The 19,058-nt window shown below is 60.5% G+C and carries 14 protein-coding genes; 7 read left to right on the forward strand and 7 right to left on the reverse strand.

What is annotated here, in order from left to right; all coding sequences use genetic code 11:
* Nucleotides 1-56: 56 nt before the first annotated feature.
* The 5 genes from hrpA to GWQ29_RS11290 all read left to right on the forward strand — a co-directional run bounded on the left by hrpA (nucleotide 57) and on the right by GWQ29_RS11290 (nucleotide 9,660).
* Entirely contained in the window at nucleotides 57-3,944 is a 3,888-nt protein-coding gene (hrpA, locus tag GWQ29_RS11270) for an ATP-dependent RNA helicase HrpA (protein ID WP_275919449.1), read from the forward strand.
* 78 nt (nucleotides 3,945-4,022) lie between these two features.
* On the forward strand, nucleotides 4,023-4,892 hold the full coding sequence (locus GWQ29_RS11275) for a LysM peptidoglycan-binding domain-containing protein (protein ID WP_275919450.1): 870 nt from the start codon (nucleotides 4,023-4,025) through the stop codon (nucleotides 4,890-4,892).
* A 106-nt stretch (nucleotides 4,893-4,998) separates the two neighbouring features.
* Nucleotides 4,999-5,286, forward strand: a complete 288-nt coding sequence (gene rplY / locus GWQ29_RS11280; protein WP_005311442.1) for a 50S ribosomal protein L25 — start codon at nucleotides 4,999-5,001, stop codon at nucleotides 5,284-5,286.
* 205 nt (nucleotides 5,287-5,491) lie between these two features.
* A complete protein-coding gene (locus tag GWQ29_RS11285) occupies nucleotides 5,492-8,662 on the forward strand; it encodes a response regulator (protein ID WP_275919451.1) in 3,171 nt (1,056 codons plus the stop codon).
* Complete coding sequence (locus tag GWQ29_RS11290; protein ID WP_275919452.1) at nucleotides 8,659-9,660, forward strand: HD domain-containing phosphohydrolase; 1,002 nt, start codon at nucleotides 8,659-8,661, stop codon at nucleotides 9,658-9,660. The genes GWQ29_RS11285 and GWQ29_RS11290 overlap by 4 nt, the downstream gene beginning before the upstream one ends.
* Here GWQ29_RS11290 and GWQ29_RS11295 read toward each other — a convergent pair.
* The 3 genes from GWQ29_RS11295 to selD are packed head-to-tail and all read right to left on the reverse strand — an operon-like array spanning nucleotide 9,650 to nucleotide 12,538.
* The gene (locus GWQ29_RS11295; protein ID WP_275919453.1) at nucleotides 9,650-10,294 is read right to left on the reverse strand and encodes an MBL fold metallo-hydrolase; all 645 of its coding nucleotides are present in this window, start codon (nucleotides 10,292-10,294) and stop codon (nucleotides 9,650-9,652) included. The genes GWQ29_RS11290 and GWQ29_RS11295 overlap by 11 nt on opposite strands.
* 29 nt (nucleotides 10,295-10,323) lie before the next feature.
* Entirely contained in the window at nucleotides 10,324-11,439 is a 1,116-nt protein-coding gene (mnmH, locus tag GWQ29_RS11300) for a tRNA 2-selenouridine(34) synthase MnmH (protein WP_169046133.1), read from the reverse strand.
* A gap of 58 nt (nucleotides 11,440-11,497) precedes the next feature.
* The gene (selD, locus tag GWQ29_RS11305; RefSeq protein ID WP_258394171.1) at nucleotides 11,498-12,538 is read right to left on the reverse strand and encodes a selenide, water dikinase SelD; all 1,041 of its coding nucleotides are present in this window, start codon (nucleotides 12,536-12,538) and stop codon (nucleotides 11,498-11,500) included.
* A 205-nt stretch (nucleotides 12,539-12,743) separates the two neighbouring features.
* On the opposite strand from selD, the gene GWQ29_RS11310 reads away from it, so the two are divergent.
* Nucleotides 12,744-13,463 (forward strand): transporter substrate-binding domain-containing protein, encoded by a 720-nt coding sequence (locus GWQ29_RS11310; protein WP_181455222.1) that lies wholly within the window; start codon nucleotides 12,744-12,746, stop codon nucleotides 13,461-13,463.
* Nucleotides 13,464-13,684: 221 nt separating this feature from the next.
* On the opposite strand, the gene GWQ29_RS11315 is transcribed toward GWQ29_RS11310, so the two are convergent.
* The 3 genes from GWQ29_RS11315 to GWQ29_RS11325 form a co-directional block, all read right to left on the reverse strand.
* Complete coding sequence (locus tag GWQ29_RS11315) at nucleotides 13,685-14,872, reverse strand: acyltransferase (RefSeq protein WP_275919454.1); 1,188 nt, start codon at nucleotides 14,870-14,872, stop codon at nucleotides 13,685-13,687.
* A 340-nt stretch (nucleotides 14,873-15,212) separates the two neighbouring features.
* Nucleotides 15,213-16,403, reverse strand: a complete 1,191-nt coding sequence (locus GWQ29_RS11320; protein WP_271774947.1) for a class I SAM-dependent methyltransferase — start codon at nucleotides 16,401-16,403, stop codon at nucleotides 15,213-15,215.
* Nucleotides 16,404-16,517: 114 nt separating this feature from the next.
* Entirely contained in the window at nucleotides 16,518-17,948 is a 1,431-nt protein-coding gene (locus GWQ29_RS11325) for a methyl-accepting chemotaxis protein (RefSeq protein ID WP_275919455.1), read from the reverse strand.
* 86 nt (nucleotides 17,949-18,034) lie between these two features.
* On the opposite strand from GWQ29_RS11325, the gene yccX reads away from it, so the two are divergent.
* Complete coding sequence (gene yccX / locus GWQ29_RS11330; RefSeq protein ID WP_275919456.1) at nucleotides 18,035-18,307, forward strand: acylphosphatase; 273 nt, start codon at nucleotides 18,035-18,037, stop codon at nucleotides 18,305-18,307.
* A gap of 69 nt (nucleotides 18,308-18,376) precedes the next feature.
* Here yccX and GWQ29_RS11335 read toward each other — a convergent pair whose 3' ends face one another.
* Nucleotides 18,377-19,012, reverse strand: coding sequence for a glutathione S-transferase family protein (locus tag GWQ29_RS11335; protein ID WP_021138918.1), 636 nt, complete (start codon nucleotides 19,010-19,012; stop codon nucleotides 18,377-18,379).
* Nucleotides 19,013-19,058 lie beyond the last annotated feature (46 nt).

Raw genomic sequence — 19,058 nt, forward strand, 5'->3', positions numbered from 1 at the left:
TGCCGAAGCTTGTCGATATGGCCCCATGCCGGGCTCTCTATTAAGGAATTTGTACCTTGTCTCTCTCTATCGAGGCGCTGCGCCGCCGTCTTTCAGCCTGCATGAACCTTGATGCCCGTCGTCTTTCCAGTCGTCTGAACGGGGTCAAGAAGCTGCCCGAGGGCAAGCAGATCACAGTGCTGGAGACCATTGCCGCCGATCTGGACGCAGCGCAGGCGCGTTATCAGTCCCGTCTGGCCGGTGTCCCCAAGGTCACGTACCCGGACAACTTGCCTGTCAGCCAGAAGCAGGCAGAGATCGCCAAGGCGATCAGTGAGCATCAGGTGGTGATCATCGCCGGTGAAACCGGCTCGGGCAAAACGACCCAGATCCCCAAGATCTGCCTGGCGCTGGGGCGCGGGGTGAAGGGCTTCATCGGCCACACCCAGCCGCGCCGTCTGGCTGCCCGTACTGTGGCTGCCCGTATCGCAGAGGAGATGGAGTCAGAACTCGGCCAGTACGTGGGTTACAAGGTGCGTTTTACCGATCAGGTGAGCGAGCAGACCCACATCAAGCTGATGACAGACGGTATCTTGCTGGCGGAGATCCAGAACGACCGGATGCTCACCCAGTACGACACCATCATCATCGATGAGGCCCACGAGCGCAGCCTCAACATCGACTTCATTCTGGGTTATCTCAAGCAGCTGCTGCCAAGGCGCCCCGATCTCAAGGTGATCATCACCTCGGCTACCATAGATCCCCAGCGCTTCTCCCGCCATTTCAACAAGGCGCCGGTGATCGAAGTCTCCGGCCGCACCTATCCCGTCGATGTGCGCTATCGGCCGCTGCTGGAAGGGAGTGACGATAGCGATCAGTTGCAGGGTATCTTTGATGCGGTGCAGGAGCTGGCCGAGGAAGGACTGGGGGACATTCTCATCTTCATGAACGGCGAGCGGGAGATCCGCGATACCGCCGATGCCTTGAACAAACTGGGCCTGCGAGATACCGAAGTGCTGCCGCTCTATGCGCGCCTCTCCAACACAGAGCAGAACCGAGTGTTCCAGCAACACGCCGGGCGGCGCATCGTGCTCGCCACCAACGTGGCGGAAACCTCCCTCACAGTGCCGGGCATCCGTTATGTGATAGACCCGGGTACCGCCCGCATCAGTCGCTACTCCTGGCGTACCAAGGTGCAGCGCCTGCCCATAGAGCCGGTCTCCCAGGCCAGTGCCAACCAGCGCAAAGGGCGTTGTGGCCGGGTGGCGGACGGTATCTGTATCCGCCTCTACTCCGAGGAGGATTTCAACAATCGTCCCGCTTTTACCGATCCCGAGATCCTGCGTACCAACCTGGCCTCCGTCATTTTGCAGATGCTGGCACTCGGCCTTGGCAACATGGAGGCCTTCCCCTTCGTCGAGCCGCCCGAGTCACGCCACATCAAGGATGGCCTGAGCCTGCTCAAGGAGCTGGAGGCAGTAAGAGAGCTGCCTGGCACCCAGGATCAGGAGCCCAAACTGCAGTTGACCGACATAGGTCGTCAGCTGTCGCGCATTCCCCTTGATCCCCGTTTGGCGAAGATGGTGATCACGGCGGCGCAAACCGGTTGCATGAGCGAGGTCATGGTGATCACCGCCGGCCTCAGCATCCAGGATCCCCGCGAGCGGCCCATGGAGAAGAAGCAGGCCGCCGATGAGCAACACAAGCGTTTTGAAGACAAGGACTCTGACTTCCTTGCCTTCGTCAATCTGTGGAATTACCTCAAAGAGCAGCAGGATGCACTGGGCAGCAACCCGTTCCGCCGCATGTGCCAGAAGGAGTTCCTCTCCTACCTGCGGGTGCGCGAATGGCAGGATATTCACTTCCAGTTGCGCCAGACGGTGAAAGAGCTGGGCTTTAAAGCCAATCATGAACCGGCGGATTTCAAGACGGTACATTGCGCCTTGCTGACCGGTCTCCTGAGCCATATCGGCAACAAGGATCTGGAGAAGCCCGAGTTTCTCGGCGCCCGCAACGGCCGCTTCCACATTTTCCCGGCCTCGGGTCTGTTCAAGAAACCGCCCAAGTGGGTGATGGCCGCCGAACTGGTGGAAACCTCCCGCCTCTACGCCCGGGTCAATGCCAAGATTGAGCCGGAGTGGGTGGAGCCGCTGGCGGCTCACCTCATCAAGCTGCACCACAGCGATCCCCACTGGTCGAAGAAGAATGGCGCCGTCATGGCCAAGGAGAAAGTGACCCTGTTTGGTCTGACGCTGGTCAATGAGCGCACCATCAACTTCAGCCGCCTCGATCCTGTGCTGTGTCGAGAGCTCTTTATCCGTCGTGCCCTGGTGGAGGGGGATTTCGAGACCCGTCACCGCTTCTTTGGCGACAACCGCAAGCTTTTGGCCGAAGTGGAGGAGCTGGAGCACAAGTCCCGCCGTCGCGACATTCTGGTGGAGGATGAGGACTTGTTCCGCTTCTACGACGCCCGTTTGCCGGAAGAGGTGATATCAAGTCGCCACTTCGACAACTGGTGGAAAGAGGCGCAAAAGCAGGATCCAGAGCTGCTCAACTTCGAGCGGGAGATGCTGATGAAGGGGGATGCGGCCCACATCAGTGATCTCGACTATCCCAACTTCTGGCAGCAGGGACGACTCAAACTTAAATTGAGCTACCAGTTTGAACCGGGGGAGGCGGCCGATGGCGTCACCCTGCATATTCCGCTGCCACTGCTCAATCAGGTGGAGGTAAAGGGATTCGAGTGGCTGATCCCCGGGCTGCGTCATGAGTTGCTGGTGGCGCTGATAAAATCCATGCCAAAGCCGATGCGCAAAAATTTCGTACCGGCCCCCAACTACGCCGATGCGCTGCTCGCCAGCCTCAACCCCGAGCAGGGACCACTGCTGGACGAGATGGAGCGTCAACTGCGGCGCATGACGGGGGTGACTGTGCCCCGCGAGTCATGGGATTGGTCTGCGGTGCCCGATCACCTGAAATTCACCTTCCGGGTGGTGGACGATAGGCACAAGCTTATTGCGGAAGGCAAGGATCTGGAGGCGCTGAAAGAATCCTTGCGTGGGCGTGTGCAGGAGACGCTGTCCCAGGTGGCGGACGACGACATAGAGCAGTCAGGCCTGACGCTGTGGAGCTTTGGCGAATTGCCGCAGGAATACAGCCAGAAGCGCGGTGGTTTCGAAGTGAAAGCCTATCCGGCACTGGTGGATGAGAAAGATTCGGTCTCCATCCAGCTGGTGGAGAGCGCTGTGGCCCAGCAGCAGCTGATGTGGGCGGGCCAGCGCCGACTGGTGCTGCTTAACGTGCCATCTCCCATCAAGTACCTGCAGGAGAAGCTGCCCAACAAGGCCAAGCTGGGGCTCTACTTCAACCCGTTTGGCAAGGTGGCCGAGCTTATCGATGACTGCATTGCCTGCGGTTGCGACAAGCTCATTGCACAGCATGGCGGCTTGGCCTGGGATGAGGCCGGTTTCGAAGCGCTCAAGGAATTTGTGCGCGCCGAGCTCAACGATGCCGTGGTGGAAGTGGCCAGCCAGGTGGAAGCCGTGCTGACGCTTTCTCACGAAATCAAGAAGCGGCTCAAGGGCAAGATGCAGCTCGACACCGCCTTTGCCATGTCGGATATCCAGCTTCAGCTGGGCAACCTCATTCACAAGGGGTTCGTGACCGAGACCGGCTGGCAGCGGCTGCCGGACTTGCTGCGCTACCTGCGAGCGATCGAGCGCCGGATGGAAAAGCTGGCCATCGATCCCAACCGGGATCGGGTTTACATGCTCAAGGTGCAGAGCGTTGAAGCCGAGTACAAGGCTCTCTTGGCCAAGATCCCCAAATCCCAGTTGATCCCGACCGAAGTGGCCAATATCCGCTGGATGATCGAGGAGTTGCGGGTCTCCTTCTTCGCCCAGAATCTGGGGACCCCCTATCCGGTGTCAGATAAACGGGTGCTCAACGCCATCGCCCAGTGCTAATCTGCTGTAGGAGACAGGCAGGTCTTCGTGTCGGTGGCCCTTGCCGCCGACCAGGAAAAGGCTAACGGAGGAGCAAGGATGCTTGGATTCTGGTTAAGCGTGGCAATGGTCAACATCAGTGGCTATCAACCCATAGCCGAGCAAACCTGGGTACAACTGAACCCGGAGTATTACCCGCTACACCGTACTCCGCCGGCCATGTTCGTGGCCTGGCGGGGCAATCAATTTCCTCCCCTTGAGCTCAAGAAAAAGAAGGGCCGCTGGCAGGTGCTGTTTCCGGCCCGGCTGGTGCCCCCTTTTGACCTGTTCGAGGGGGAGGCTCAACTCTCCAAGGCGTATCTGGCACGGCTCAGGCGTATCGATGAGGCCGCCTACGGGCTTGCACCCCTGCTGCCTGCCTTGGATCAGAGGCAGAGCCAACAGGCTGCGATCCCTGGTCAGGTACCCTTTATGGCGGAATTTTCTTCGCCTGTGATGCCCGGTCAGCCAAGAGCCATCCGTGATGGGGCCGAGCCGCTGCTGGTGAGTCTCAATCTGCGCGCAACCTGGCTGGCACCGGAGGCCATGCTGGCGAGTGTCGCCCGAGACGAGGCCAAGAGAGAATCGCAACCCGTTGTCACACCGACATCCGTCAACACGACCTTGACGCTGGCGGCTCCCGCTGCCGGTGGTGGCAAGCAGGTCTGTCATCGGGTGGCATCGGGAGAAACCCTGTGGCGCATTGCTGCGACCCTGGCTCAGAACGGCACTGTCACTGGCATAGCGGGGGACACTTACAGCTATCTGCTGGCCATTGTCGATGACAATCGCCCGCTGATGGGCAACGGCATCCGGGTGAAGGCGGGGGATACCCTCTACTGCCCTGCGCCGCAGACGCTGGCGCGCTTCGATGCCCTGAGTCCGGCACAGCGGCAGCAGCGTTTTGCCCGACTGGAGCAGGGGCGTTAAGGTATCTTGTCACTGTTCAGGGCCCATGCTAGTATGCGCCCTCGTTTTGCGAGGTGCTGACCGGTCGCAGTCAGCACCATAAATTCATCTATATGAGATAACCACTATGTCTTTCGTATTCCAAGCTGAAGTCCGTTCTGACCTGGGGAAAGGTGCGAGCCGCCGCCTGCGTCACGCTGACCAAGTTCCTGCCATCATCTACGGTGCCGGCAAAGAAGCTCAGTCCATCACTGTTGACCACAAAAAATTCATCATTGCCCAAGAGAAGCCGGAATTCTACGAATCCGTGCTGACCCTGGTCATCAACGGTGAAGAAGTCAACGTTAAAGTGAAGGCTATCCAGCGTCACCCGGTTAAGCCGAAGCTGGTTCACCTGGATTTCGTTCGCGTTTAATCGGCAACGAAGGTTCCTGTGAAGAGGCCACCCAATCGGGTGGCCTCTTTGTTTTTACGGCGTTTTTTCCCGATAAAAATAAAATACTCAAAAAGTACCGTTAGTCTTTACTTGTAGGCATGATTGACAGCAGGGCACCAATTGTGGTGCTCTGACACATGTAAGGTATTCGAACAAGTCCATATGCGGGGTGATGTTGACCGTCATGAAGGGAATCATACGGGGATATTTCCTGCTGTTCTCACCCATTCTGGTGCTGGTCCTGGTGGGGGGGTACCTGCTGGGTGACGCACTGGTCGAGCGCGAGCTCTACCGTCTACGTAGCGATGAGAGCACCTTCCTGGCTCTGGCCAGCAGCCGTCTCGATGACGAGCTGGCGGTGCCGCTGCGCCATGTGCGCAGCATGTCTGAAGAGCCCATTCTGCTCGAAGCTGCGGGGCGCGGCGAACGTGACAGCATTGCTGCCCAGTTCACCGTTCTGATGAATCGCAATCCCGACTATGCCCAGGTGCGCTGGTTGGCGCCGGACGGCATGGAGCGGGTGCGCATCGATCGTCAGGGCCTGTATATGCAGCGTGTGGCCGACGACCAGCTGCAAAACAAAGGGGAGCGTTACTATTTTCGCGATGCCATGGCGCTGCCCTGGGAGCGGGTTTATGTCTCGCCGCTCGATCTCAACGTCGAACACGGGGTGATCGATCGCCCCTTCAATCCCATGATCCGTATCGCCAAGCGCATGCGTCTGGGGGGCCGCGATCTGGGCTTGCTGCTTATCAACGTGCAGGCCGCTCGTATGCTCAAGGAGTTCACTAACAGCAGTGGCAAGGCCGCCGATCACACCATGCTGTTCAACCAGGACGGTTATTGGCTGCGCAGCCCGGATCCGTCACAAGAGTGGGGCTTCATGCTCGAGCGTCCGGACCTCACCTTGAAGCAGTTTTCTCCCCAGGCCTGGCAGGCATTCTTGGGTGCTTCGAGCGGCCAGGTTGAGCTGGTAGACGGGCTGTGGAGCTGGACCACTCTGTACCCGGCACTCAATCACGATCAGCTGATCTGGAAAGCTGCCTCCATGGTGCCACGCAGCGAGCTGCTGGCCATCCGCACTCACATCTGGGGGCTCATCTCGGCCAGCTGCGCCACCTTGCTGTTGCTGTTCGGCGCCGGAGTGGCCTCGCTGGTGCACAGTCGGCATCGGGAGCAGTTGGCACAACAGGAGGCGGCCAGGCTCGCGCGGGTCAAAGGGGATTTCATCGCCAACATGAGCCACGAGATCCGTACCCCCATGAACGCCATCATGGGGCTGACCTACCTGCTCGAACAGGGAGGACTAGACGATGGTCAGCGGGCCCTGGTGCGCAAGATCCACCAGGCCGGGCAGGCACTGCTCGGGATCATCAACGACATTCTCGATTTCTCCAAGATTGAGTCGGGCCGGCTCGAGCTCGAGCAGGTGCCATTCAGTCTGGAAGAGGTACTCGATCACGTGGCGGCCATCATGTCCACCTGCGTGGGCGAAAAACACCTCGAACTGGTGGTGAGCAGTGCCCCCGAGCGGGCCACCCACCTGATTGGGGATGCCCTGCGCCTCGAACAGGTGTTGCTCAACCTGACCGGCAACGCCATCAAGTTCACCGAGCGCGGGGAGGTGGAGGTCAAGGTCGAGCTGGAAGCCGAGCAAGACGGCACCGCCACCTTGCTGTTTCGGGTGCGCGACACCGGGATCGGCATTCCGCCCGAGCAGCAGGCCAACATCTTCAATGCCTTCTCCCAGGCCGACTCCTCCACCAGCCGCCGGTTTGGCGGAACCGGGCTTGGCCTGACCATCAGCCGCCGTCTGGTGAGCCTGATGGGGGGCGACATCGGTGTCATCAGCGAACTGGGCAAGGGGAGCGAATTCTGGTTCCGTGTCCGGCTGGCTCAGGTAGAGCGACCGGAAGTGTTCCACGAACGGCTGCAGCACGTTTCGCTGCTTATCGCCGACGACAACCAGGTGACCCGCGATACCCTGTCGATGACGGTGGGCTCCCTCGGCTGGCAGTCACGGGTGGTGGAGTCGGGCGAGCAGGCTTTGCACCATCTGCTGCGCCAGGGGGAGCGTTTCGACGTAATCCTGCTCGACTGGATGATGCCGGGCATGGACGGGCTCGAGACCTGCGTGGCCATTCGCCGTGCCTTCGAGCAGCAGGATCGCTCGCCCATCATCATCATGGCGACCGCCTATTCCCAGGAAGAGTTGATGCGCCGCCCCGGCTCGGAGCTGGTGGATCTGGTGCTGCACAAGCCGGTCACCGGCTCCAGTCTCTACAATGCGGTGGCGCGCCTCATTCACGAGAAGCGCGAACATGTGGAGCCGCTGGAAAGCGGTCAGCGCCATCAGCGCCTGCCGGATGTGCACATACTGCTGGTCGATGACAGCGACATCAACCTGGAGGTGGCAACCCGCTTGCTGCAGCGGGAGGGGGCCGAGGTGATCACCGCCATCGACGGGGAGCGGGCTCTGGCCTGCCTTGCCGATCCGGCGCAGCGCATCGATCTGGTGCTCATGGACGTGCAGATGCCGGTGATGGATGGCTATGAGGCGACCCGTCGTCTGCGCCAGCTACCGGGACGCGCGGAGACCCCCGTGCTGGCGCTCACCGCCGGGGTGTTCAAGGATCAGCGCGAGGCTGCACTGGCCTCTGGCATGAACGATTTTATCGCCAAGCCCCTCGATGTGGAGCAGCTCATCGCGACCTTGCTGCGCTACCTGCCAGACAGTGTGGTGCCGCTCACTGTCTGCGACACGCTGCCAGCCCAGGAGCCGGTGGTCGGCATCGACATCGATACCGGCCTGCGCAACTGGGGCGAGGAGTCGGTCTATCTCAAGTACCTGCGGCGTTTTCGCGATGACTACATGACGGTCGGTACCATGCTGCCGGGTTACATCGCCCAGCACGAGACGGACGCGGCCGCGAGTCTGACCCACAAGCTCAAGGGGGTGGCGGGCAGCCTGTCGCTCACCGATGTGGCGCGTATCAGTGCGGAATTGAACGAAGCCATCGAACAGGGAGGGGACACCAGTCAGCTCATTACCCCCTTGTTTGAGGCGCTAGAGCGGGCGCAGCAGGCCATCGACATCTATGCCGGGCGCGAGCCGGGGGCAGTCAGCTCCCCGCTGGCGCAGGGTGAGGCGCAGGAGGTGTGTCTGCATGCCCTACGTCAGGCCTTCAGGAGCGAGGATCTGGAGCTGATCGAACCGGCGCTGGACCAGGCCAAGAGTTACTTGCCCTCTGAGCTGGTGAGCGAGATCAGTACAGCCCTGGAGCTGTTCGACATCCAGCTTGCGACCGGCAAACTGGAGGATTATCTGGAAAATCGGGAGGCTCCTGGATCATGAATCGACCGCGTGTGCTGATCATCGACGACGAGCCGAGCAACCTCGGGCTGCTGCGACAAATCCTCAAGGAGGAGTACAGCCTTTTCTTCGCCAAGGGGGGCGAGGAGGGGCTGGCCGCCGTGGCGCGCCACGAGCCCGCCCTGATCCTGCTTGACGTGCGCATGCCTGACATGGATGGCTACGAGGTGTGCCGCCGGCTCAAGGCCGATCCGGCCTATGCCGGGATCCCGGTGCTGTTTATCACGGCGAGCGACAACACAGACAGCGAGAGCCAGGGGTTCGAGGCAGGCGGGGTGGATTATATTTACAAGCCGGTCTGCCCGAGCACGGTACGCGCCCGGGTGCGCAACCACCTCTCTCTGGTGCGCCTCGATCAGCTCGAGCACAGCTACCGCACCGCCATCGTGATGCTGAGCGAGGCGGGTCACTACAACGACACCGACACCGGGGTGCATATCTGGCGCATGGCCGCCTACGCCCGTGCGCTGGCCAGCGCGGCGGGCTGGAGTCCGGAGCAGTCGGAGCTGCTGGAGCTGGCGGCCCCCATGCACGACATGGGCAAGATTGGGATCCCCGATCACATCCTCAAGAAGCCCGGTCCTCTCACCGAAGAGGAGTGGGTCATCATGCGCACCCACCCGCGCATCGGCTACGAAATCTTGAGCCGTTCAGACGCCCCCATCTTTCGCATGGCGGCGGAGATTGCCCTGCATCACCACGAGAAGTGGGATGGCTCGGGTTACCCCGCAGGGGAGACCGGCGAAGGGATCCCCGAGGCGTCGCGGATCGTGGCCATCGCCGATGTGTTTGATGCCCTGAGCATGTGTCGTCCTTATAAGGAGCCCTGGCCGCTGGAGCAGGTGCTGGCCACGCTGCGTGACGGGGCTGGCCAGCATTTCGATCCCCGGCTGCTCGCACGTTTTCTCGAGATCATGCCGGAGATCTTGCACCTCAAGAGCCAGTGGGACAACCGCGAGGAGCGGGAGATCACCAGATAGGTTGCGTCAGGTAGGGATTGCTTGCCTTCTCGCGGCCGAACGTCGAGCTGGGGCCGTGGCCGGGGATGAAGACGATGTCATCGCCAAGGGGCAGCAGGGTCTCGGTGATCGACTTGATCAGCGTCCCGTGATCACCGCGTGGGAAGTCGGTGCGGCCTATGCTGCCGGCGAACAGCACGTCACCAACCCAGGCGATTTTTTCGGCCTGGCTGAGCAGGATGACGTGGCCCGGAGTGTGGCCCGGACAGAAATAGACCTCCAGCTCGCAGTTGCCCACTCGCACCTTGTCACCCTGTTCAAGCCAGCTGTCCGGCGTGAAAGCAGGGGTATGGGCGAAGCCAAACATCTGGCTCTGCCGGGGCAGCATGTCGAGCCAGAAGGCATCTTCTTTGTGGGGGCCTGTGATGGCTACGCCGGTTGTTTCGCGCAGCTCTGCGGCGGCGCCCACGTGATCCAGATGGCCATGGGTCAGCAGGATGTGGGTCAGGGTAAGCCCGTGCTGGGTGATGGCTGCGAGCAGCTTGTCGGCCTCGCCACCCGGGTCAATCAGCGCCGCCTGGTGGGTCTCGTCACACCAGATGAGGGAGCAGTTCTGGGCAAATTGGGTGACCGGGATCACCTCGAATTTCAACATAGGGGGTCCTCTTGTTTGACGGGGGTGAGTCAGCCTTGCTGCCGGGCTGCGTATTGCTCGGCAAAGAAGTCCAGACAGGCCTGCTTCTCACCCCGGAACACGATGCGCTCACGCTTGTTGCCCAGTTGATAGAGATACATAGGGTCGTAGTAGCGGGTCAGCAGCAGGGTGATCCAGGCCAGATGGCGCTCGGTGGTGCCGCTGTTGGCTTGCTCGGCGAGGGCGATTTGCATCAGCTGGTCCAGCTCGCGGTGTGCTTGATCGCCAAGGCGGCGCTTGAGGCGGGCCAGAGCATCGGTGAGATAGGCCGCAAACAGTGGCCAGCCTTCTTCGGCACCAAACATGGCCTGATAACGTAGCCAGAGATCGTGCACATAGTCCTGGCGGATCTGTTCGGCACGCTCGCTCTGCGGCACATCCACCACCACCAGCGGTGCCTCGCACATGGCATCAAACAGGGGGTTGGGCAGGCAGCAGCGACCGATGAGCCGGCTCTCGTCCTCCACCACGAAGGCATGTTCACCCTGGTGGCGGCGCTTGAGCAGTTCGATGGCCAGCTTGTTTTCAAAATTGATGTTGCTGGGCTGGCCCCCTGGAAGCTGACCAAATGACGAGCCCCTGTGATGGGCATGCCCTTCCAGATCCACCGCCTGAGTCACGTGCTCCAGCATATGGGTCTTGCCGGAGCCGGTCATGCCGGTCAGCACTGTCCAGTGACACTCGGCCGCTGCTTTGTCCAGGGTATCGATGAGGAAACGGCGCATCTCCTTGTAGCCACCGGCTACCCGGGGACGGGTGACCCCGGCCTCGTGCAACCAGAGTTGCACGGTTTGTGAGCGCAGGCCGCCACGAAAGCAGTAGAGCAGGGCATCGGGCTGTTTTCGTAACTGTGCCAGCCAGCCGTCGAGCCGTTCGGCACGCACGGCGCCCCCCACCAGTTGGTGACCCAGTTCAATCGCCGCCGCCTGGCCTCGCTGCTTGAAGCAGGTGCCCACCTGGGCACGCTCATCGTCTGTCATCAGGGGCAGACTGGTCGAGCAGGGGAAGGCCCCTTCCTTGAACTCGATGGGGGCACGCAAGTCGATGAGCGGGACATCATCCAGAAAAATCCGGGCCAGATCCGAGGTGAGTGGCAGTTGGCTCATCGCAGGGCCTCCAGAGACGTCCGAGCCAGATCCGTATCAATAGCAAGCAGCCGCTGACTCATTGGATAACCTCGATAAACTGGTTTCCGGTATAGGCTTTCAGCTGGCCTATGGGGGAGAGGGTCAGCCCCGCTTGTGTCGCGATGGCAAGGAGCTCGGCTTCACTTTCTTTACCGACGGCAACCAGCAAGCCGCCGCTGGTCTGCGGATCGCACATGATGTTGCGGGTACGTTCATCCATGGCACCGAGCTTGGCGCCATAGGAATCGAAGTTGCGCAGGGTACCGCCCGGTACGCAGCCCTCGGACAGGTAGTAATCTACCTCGTCGAGCAGTGGCAGCGCCTTGAAATCGAGGGTGGCACACACCCCTGAGCCTTCGCACATCTCAAGCAGGTGTCCCGCCAGACCAAACCCGGTCACATCCGTCATGGCGTGCACGCCGGGCAGTTCGGCAAAGCGCTGGCCAATCTTGTTGAGGGTGCACATGGCGTCGGGGGCCAGCTGCTCATGCTCTGGCTTCAATTTGCCTTTCTTCTGGGCCGTGGTGAGTATGCCGATACCGAGGGGCTTGGTCAGATAGAGGGTGTCACCCACCTTGGCCGTGTCGTTCTGCTTGATGGCGTTGAGCGGCACTATACCGGTCACCGCCAGACCGAAGATGGGCTCGGGGGCATCGATACTGTGGCCGCCAGCCAAGGATATGCCCGCTTCATGGCACACCTGGCGGCCGCCGTCGATCACCTGCTGCGCAATTTCGGGAGCGAGCGTGTTGATGGGCCAGCCTAGGATGGCAATGGCAACGATGGGCTTGCCGCCCATGGCGTAGATGTCGCTGATGGCGTTGGTGGCCGCGATGCGGCCAAAGGTAAAGGGATCATCGACGATGGGCATGAAGAAGTCGGTGGTGGAAACAATGCCCTGACCGTTGCCGATATCGACCACGGCCGCGTCATCCTTGCTGCTGTTGCCAACCACCAGGGTCGGGTCGTCAAAGCCCGGGATCTGGCTCTTGAGAATGGTGTCGAGCACCTTGGGAGAAATTTTGCAGCCGCAGCCAGCCCCGTGGCTGTATTGGGTTAGACGAATGGAAGACATGATTACCCCTTGTTTGGCTGTTTCTCAAGATGAAACAGCGTATATCAGGCAAAAGGAGATGACCCTGAGCGGGCCATTGGACAGGGTATTATGCCACAAGGACTCTGCGGGTTCGAATCACAATAGCCTGTCGTCTCTGCTGCCTTGACAAAGTGTCCTTCGCTCCTCTTATCTCAAAGGGTTTCCCCACACAGGCAAGAGGTATGAGATGAAATCATGGATGATAGGATTACTGCTGGCGCTGTCGACCTTTGGGGCGCATGCCGCCAGTGTGACGGCTGCGCAAGATCCCTGGCCGCCCTTTGTCATTGATGCCAACAAAGGCATCTCGGTAGAGCTGGTCAAACGTGCACTTGCCACCCAGGGTTATGAGCTCGACATGCGCATCATGCCTTGGGCCAGGGCGTTGTCGGAAGTTGAGGAAGGGAATATCGATATTCTGGTAGGTGCATGGTTCACCGAAGCTCGCACCAAGTCACTGCGTTTCAGTGACGAGTATCTGAAGAATCAGGTCAAATTTATCCAGTTGGCTGGCGGCAGTTTCGAGTTGAATGGCTTGGCCAGTCTCAAAGGCAAGAGCATTGGCATAGTGCGGGGTTATGGCTACGGTGACGACTTCATGCAGGCTGAGCTAAACCGCCAGGAGGCCGGTGACTTGCCGACCAATCTGAAGAAGCTGCTTGATGGGCGTATCGATTTGACGTTGGAAGACGAGGTTGTTGCGCGGGCCATCATGGCCCAGCAGGGTATGGATGCCAGCAAGTTTGCCTTCACGGCCAATGCACTCTCCACCAACCCGCTCCATATCGCCAGCGGCGTGAAAAACCCGCGCAGCCAGGAGTTGATCGAGGCTTTCAACAAGGGATTGGCAATCATCAGTGCAGACGGGACCATGGATCAGATCCTGACCAGTTACGGCGTTAAATAAGCCGACTGCGGTGAGCCATATCATGGCTAAACCCGGTATCAAGGGGCCCCTTCTTAAGGTGACCCCTTTTTCAGATTATTGGGGGAGGCAAGGATTGACGGGCAGGGTGCTGGTAACCATGGTTCCATGCACAACAGCATCGGTTTTAGCTAGCATCCGAGCCGCCTGAGCAAACCTGGAGACGCTGACCGATAGGTTATCCAGGCTTGGTCACTGCTTGTTTAACTGACTCGCTCCATCGCCGCCGGTTGCCGCGACTTGCCAAGGCGGCGCAGACGCCGTTGCAGTGGCCGCTCCAGCAGGTTGTAGCTTAAAGAAGAGAGGCCGATCAGCACTGCCAGCATCAACAGGGTCGCCACCACCCCCAGCAGCGGGCTGGTCTGGGCATACCACCACTCGGTTAGCCCCGGCGCCAGATAGTGGATGAGCTCGCAGCCGGTGAGCAGCACCAGCGCGTGCAGCAGGTAGATGGAGTAGGAGAGATCTCCCAGCCAGTTGGTGAGGCGGTTGTCCAGCAGGCGCAGCAGCGGGCTCTGGCGCTCCCCCTGAGCGGCGGCAATCCAGATCAGCAACACGTAGGCACCGATCAGCAACAGGGTCAGCTGCGGCGTCATGGTGAACTGCATCAGCACGAAGGGCAGGAGAAAGGCGAGCAGCAACGGCAGATCCCGTTGCATCATGGGCAAGCGTCGCGCGGCCTTGACTCTGGGCAGCAGCCAGAGTCCGAGCACGAATTCACTCACCCCGCGTCCCACCGCCAGCGTCCCGCTGGTGACATCCAGGGTGCCCCGGCTGTGCACGATATAAGCCAGCACCGTCAGCGCCAGCAGCGGCGCGAGATGGCCCCAGCGACTGCGGGTCACGGCGAGCGGGATCAGCAGCGGGAACAGCAGGTAGCTTATCCACTCCACGCTGAGGGACCAGGCGGCGAAGTTCCAGGTCAGCCCGTGATCGGTTACCACCTGCAGCAGCAGGAAGGCGCTTGGCAGCGCATCAGCCGGGGTGAAGGGGGAGCCGAAGGGCGGCATCCCCTCCCACTCCCACATCTTGAACAGGGGGCCTGCATAGAAGCCAATCCCATGCTGCGCCTTGTAAAGCTCCCAGCCAACCAGCAGCACCAGGGTGACAAGGTAGAGGGGGTAGACCCGGGTCAGCCGCAGCCAGAGGAAGCGTCCATAGCCGATGGTGCGGGGCCTGTGGCTGAATGCCTCCCCGTAGACGTGGGCCAGCACCAGGCCGCTCAAAATAAAGAAGAGATCGACCCAGAGGTAGCCGTTCTCGATGAGTTGGGTGTGGCCTGCGATCGACTCCATCCACTGGGGAAAGAGCAGCAATCGGGCATGGAACAGCACCACCATCAGGGCCGCGATGCCCCGCAGCGGCGTCAACAGCGGCAATGATTGATTCATGATGGTATCCCTTGCGATGTTCAGCTTGGCCTGACATCGATTTTGTTGTTGTGCAGGGGCATCAAACCTGATGACTCCGCAGCCTTGACTCATGCTGGTCACAGGCGGGATCACACTACCCAAAAGAGAGTCATACGGGTGTGATTAAAGTCATAAAGTGTGCACGGATTGTGTACAACAACAGTTCAAGCAGTGAAATAAAGACAGGGAAAGATAACAGGCGGAAGAAGAATGAGGGGGGCAAGGGAGCCGCGTCTGGCTCGGGCATTATACGCAGCGATGCCTAAAAATCAGGCCCGCAATGCGGGCCTGTTTGATCAAAGGGAACGGGTATTGACGATCAGCGGGCGCGAACCACCAGCCCTTTGAGATAGAAGCCTTCCGGATAGGCGGTGCCAATGGGGTGATCGGAGGCTTGTGACAACAGCTCCAGGATCTGGGCATCGCGACCGGCATCGAGCGCCGCATCGGCAACGATCTTCTGGAACAGGCTCTGCTCCATCAGGCCGGAGCAGGAGTAGGTCAGCAGCACGCCACCCGGCGCCAACAGCTGGAACGCCAGCATGTTGATGTCCTTGTAGCCGCGGCAGGCACCCAGCAGCTGGGCCTTGCTCTCGGCGAACTTGGGCGGATCCAGCACGATGACGTCGAACTTCTCGCCCTTCTCGCGATATTCACGCAGCAGCTTGAACACATCGTGACGGATAAACTGGGTGTTGCTGGTATCCAGACCGTTCAGCTCGGCATTCTGGCGGGCGATATCCAGCGCATTCTGGGAGAGATCGACGTTGACCAACTCTTTGGCGCCGCCCTTGAGGGCATAAACGCCAAAACCACCGGTATAGCTGAAGCAGTTAAGCACCCGCTTGCCTTCGGTGTACTTGGCTGCCGCCTGACGGTTGTCACGCTGATCCAGATAGAAACCGGTTTTGTGGCCGTTGCGGATATCCACCAGGATCTTCACGCCGTTCTCTTCGATCACCACCGGCTCGGTCGGAGTCTCGCCATGGATGACGCCGGTACGCTCTTTCAGACCTTCCTTCTTGCGCACTGCCACATCGGAGCGCTCATAGATGCTGCACTCGGGGTAGAGAGTGCGCAGCGCTTGCGTTATCAGCTCGCGTTGGAACTCGGCACCGGCGGAGAGGATCTGGCACACCAGGAAATCGGCATAACGGTCTATGGTCAGACCCGGCAGACCGTCGGATTCGGCGGCGCACAGGCGATAGCCGGTGAGGCCCTGACGCTTGATCAGCGGATCGCGGGACTCCTGGGCATATTTGAGGCGACGCAGGAAGAAGTCGAGATCGACTGTCTCCTCTTTATCGAAGGTCCAGACCCGGGCACGGATCTGGGAGCTGCCTGACCAGGCACCACGGGCGAGCCACCGGCCATCGTTGGCGTAGATCTCGACGGTATCGCCGTCAACAGGATTGCCTTCAACCCGCTCAATCCCCTTGGAGAAGATCCAGGGGTGACGGCGCAGCAGGGATTTTTCGCGGCCTTTGACGAGATAGATGAAAACGCTCATGGGTGTTTGCCGATGGTAAAAAGAAAAGGGGCCACATTCTATGTGGCCCGCTGGTAAAACTCAAACAACCTTGGCAAGAGAGCCTGGCTTGTCTGATCTGGCATCCGCTTCAGATCAGATCTTGAGCCCCTTCAATGCCTGGGCCAGCTCGGTTGCCGTGCCTTTGAGACCGGCAGTGCCGGCCACAGCGGCGCTGGCGGATTCCTCCACCTGACCCGCTTCGTGGCGCACCTGGTCCAGGTTGCGGGTGATCTCCCCGGCGACCGAGCTCTGCTCCTCGCTGGAGGTGGCTATCTGGGTGCTCATTTCCAGCACGGCATCGCTGTGGTTGCTGAGCTTGTCGATGTCGAGCCCCACCTCGCTGATCAGCGCCTGGCTGCTGGCGGCGCGGCCGACTGTCTTCTCCATGATGTCATTGAGGGCGCCGGTGCCGGCCTGCAGCTCTTCGATCATCTGCTGGATCTCCACAGTGGCTTGCTGGGTGCGACTGGCGAGGGTGCGCACCTCGTCCGCCACCACCGCAAAGCCGCGTCCCTGCTCACCCGCGCGGGCCGCCTCGATGGCGGCGTTGAGGGCCAGCAGATTGGTCTGCTGGGAGATGGCATTGATGACGTTGACCACCTCGTTGATGCGATTGGCGTTGTGGGTCAGTCGTTCCACCGCGCCGGAAGCGTTGCCTATCTCGTCGGCCAGGGTGCGGATGGCGGCTATGGTACGCGATACCCGGGCGGCGCCGTTGGCCGCCTCTTCGCTCGATTGGCGGGTCTGTTGCAGAGTGTCGTTGGCATTGCGCGCCACTTCCCGGATGGCGGCCGACATCTGCTCCATGGCGGCGGCCAGGGAGTCCATGTGCTGGCGCTGGGAGCGGGCCATGGTTTCTCCTTCGCTGGCGTGGTCACGAAACTCGTCGGCGGCCATGGTAAGTGCCTCGGCAGACTCTTCCACCAGCTGCACTATCTTGTGCTGGCGGTCGGTGAATCTGTCTATGCTGCCCGCCAGGATGGAGAACTCGTCCCGCACCGGGAAGAAGTTGAGACGGAAGGTGAGATCCCCGTCAGCCACTGTCTGCAACGCCTTGTTGGTGGAGTAGAGGGCGCCGGAGACAAAGGTCATCAGGTAGTGGGTGATGAGGGCCAGCAAGGCCGCCAGCACGGCGATGATGGTGAGGGTGGTGCCCTGTCCGTCCCACATGGAGTAGCGACCGGCATCCAGGCTGCCGGTCACGAAGCCAGCCTGGCCTGCGCTGGCACTGAAGCGGTAGTTGTCTCCCTGTTGGGTCAGGCCGACACTGCCGGTCGGACTCAGGGTGAGATCCGCAGGCAGAGTGAGGGTCGGTTGCTGGCTCACCAGCTGGGCGCTGGTGTCGACCCTCAGTTGCAACTGGCTCAGCCGCATTTGTATTTGCTGACTATGGCTGTCAGCCAGCAGATACCAGGTGAGGAAGGCGATAAACAGCAGAGGGCACCAGAAGGTAATGAGAAATTTTTCACTGATCGTGAGATGAATGAGATAGCGGTCAACCCACCGGAATTTTACTTCTTTCATAATGGTATTGCGTCCTGCAAGGGGGAAGAGAGTGTCGCGCTCATTATCGCCTTGGAGAGAAATTTCTTAAGGGAAAGGTGTGAGAAATGGGAGAGCAATCGTTTGTCGTGCACGTCTGGGGTCAGGTGCAAGGGGTGGGATTTCGCTACTTTACCCGTGAGCGGGCGTTGCAACTGGGACTGCGTGGCTACGCCTACAACCTGGAAGACGGGTCGGTTGAGATCCTGATCTGCGGGCCTGAGCAGGGGGTGCAGATGATGCTGGGCTGGCTGGAGCGAGGCCCGCGCACCGCCGAGGTGACCCGGATGGAGTATGAAGAGGCGCCGCCACCACAGAAGGGGGGATTTCACACCAATTGAGCGGAGGGAAACCGCCATGCCACGCATAAAAACGGGAGCCATCGGGGCTCCCGTTTGCCTATGTTGGCGTCAGCTGGCCTGGGCGGCGTCGGCGATGGCCTGGGTCTTGGCCAGCACGGCTTGCAGCGCAGGGCGTTTGGCCAGGCGATCCCGATAGGCGGTCAGCTTGGGGGGAATGGTCTGCTCGAAGCGGGTTGCCCACATCAGGGTATGGGCCAGCAGCAGATCCGCTATGGTGATCTGCTCCCCCAGCAGGTAGCCCTGCTCGGGCACCCAGGACTCGGCGATGGCCGCCGCCTTGTCAAACTCCCACTTGGCGGTGGGGAAGATGGCTGGCAGGCGCTGGGGTTCCGGCAGGGCAAACTTGTGCTTGCCGATGGTCCACAAGGGTTGCTCCAGCTCACAGGTAATGAAGCTGACCCACTGGGCATGCAACGCCGATGCCTGCGTCCCTCTGGCTGGCAGCCAATCCGAGCCATAGACTTCGGCCAGGTACTGCATGATGGCGGCGGATTCGGTCAGTACGAAATCCCCATCTTTGAGCACCGGCATCTTGCCGCTCGGGTTCAGCGCCAGAAACCACTCACTGCGATTCTCGCCCTTGGCGAAGTCGAGAAACTGAAATTGCCACGCCACGCCCAACTCTTCCAGTAACCAGGATATGCGCAGTGCCCGGCTGACCGGGGTTCCGTATAAGGTGATCATGTTTGCTCCTTGTCTGATGAGTGACGGGCCCATGTGCGCCCCTTGG

Origin of the sequence: Aeromonas sp. 2HA2, from assembly GCF_029237345.1 — a bacterium.
Classification (GTDB): domain Bacteria; phylum Pseudomonadota; class Gammaproteobacteria; order Enterobacterales; family Aeromonadaceae; genus Aeromonas; species Aeromonas salmonicida.

Coding starts and splice junctions, on each gene's coding strand:
- GWQ29_RS11335 (WP_021138918.1), bottom strand. CDS start 19,012: ATGATCACCTTATACGGAACCCCGGTCAGCCGGGCACTGCGCATATCC.
- GWQ29_RS11285 (WP_275919451.1), top strand. CDS start 5,492: ATGAAGGGAATCATACGGGGATATTTCCTGCTGTTCTCACCCATTCTG.
- rplY (WP_005311442.1), top strand. CDS start 4,999: ATGTCTTTCGTATTCCAAGCTGAAGTCCGTTCTGACCTGGGGAAAGGT.
- GWQ29_RS11320 (WP_271774947.1), bottom strand. CDS start 16,403: ATGAGCGTTTTCATCTATCTCGTCAAAGGCCGCGAAAAATCCCTGCTG.
- GWQ29_RS11315 (WP_275919454.1), bottom strand. CDS start 14,872: ATGAATCAATCATTGCCGCTGTTGACGCCGCTGCGGGGCATCGCGGCC.
- GWQ29_RS11310 (WP_181455222.1), top strand. CDS start 12,744: ATGAAATCATGGATGATAGGATTACTGCTGGCGCTGTCGACCTTTGGG.
- GWQ29_RS11275 (WP_275919450.1), top strand. CDS start 4,023: ATGCTTGGATTCTGGTTAAGCGTGGCAATGGTCAACATCAGTGGCTAT.
- yccX (WP_275919456.1), top strand. CDS start 18,035: ATGGGAGAGCAATCGTTTGTCGTGCACGTCTGGGGTCAGGTGCAAGGG.
- GWQ29_RS11290 (WP_275919452.1), top strand. CDS start 8,659: ATGAATCGACCGCGTGTGCTGATCATCGACGACGAGCCGAGCAACCTC.
- mnmH (WP_169046133.1), bottom strand. CDS start 11,439: ATGAGCCAACTGCCACTCACCTCGGATCTGGCCCGGATTTTTCTGGAT.
- GWQ29_RS11295 (WP_275919453.1), bottom strand. CDS start 10,294: ATGTTGAAATTCGAGGTGATCCCGGTCACCCAATTTGCCCAGAACTGC.
- GWQ29_RS11325 (WP_275919455.1), bottom strand. CDS start 17,948: ATGAAAGAAGTAAAATTCCGGTGGGTTGACCGCTATCTCATTCATCTC.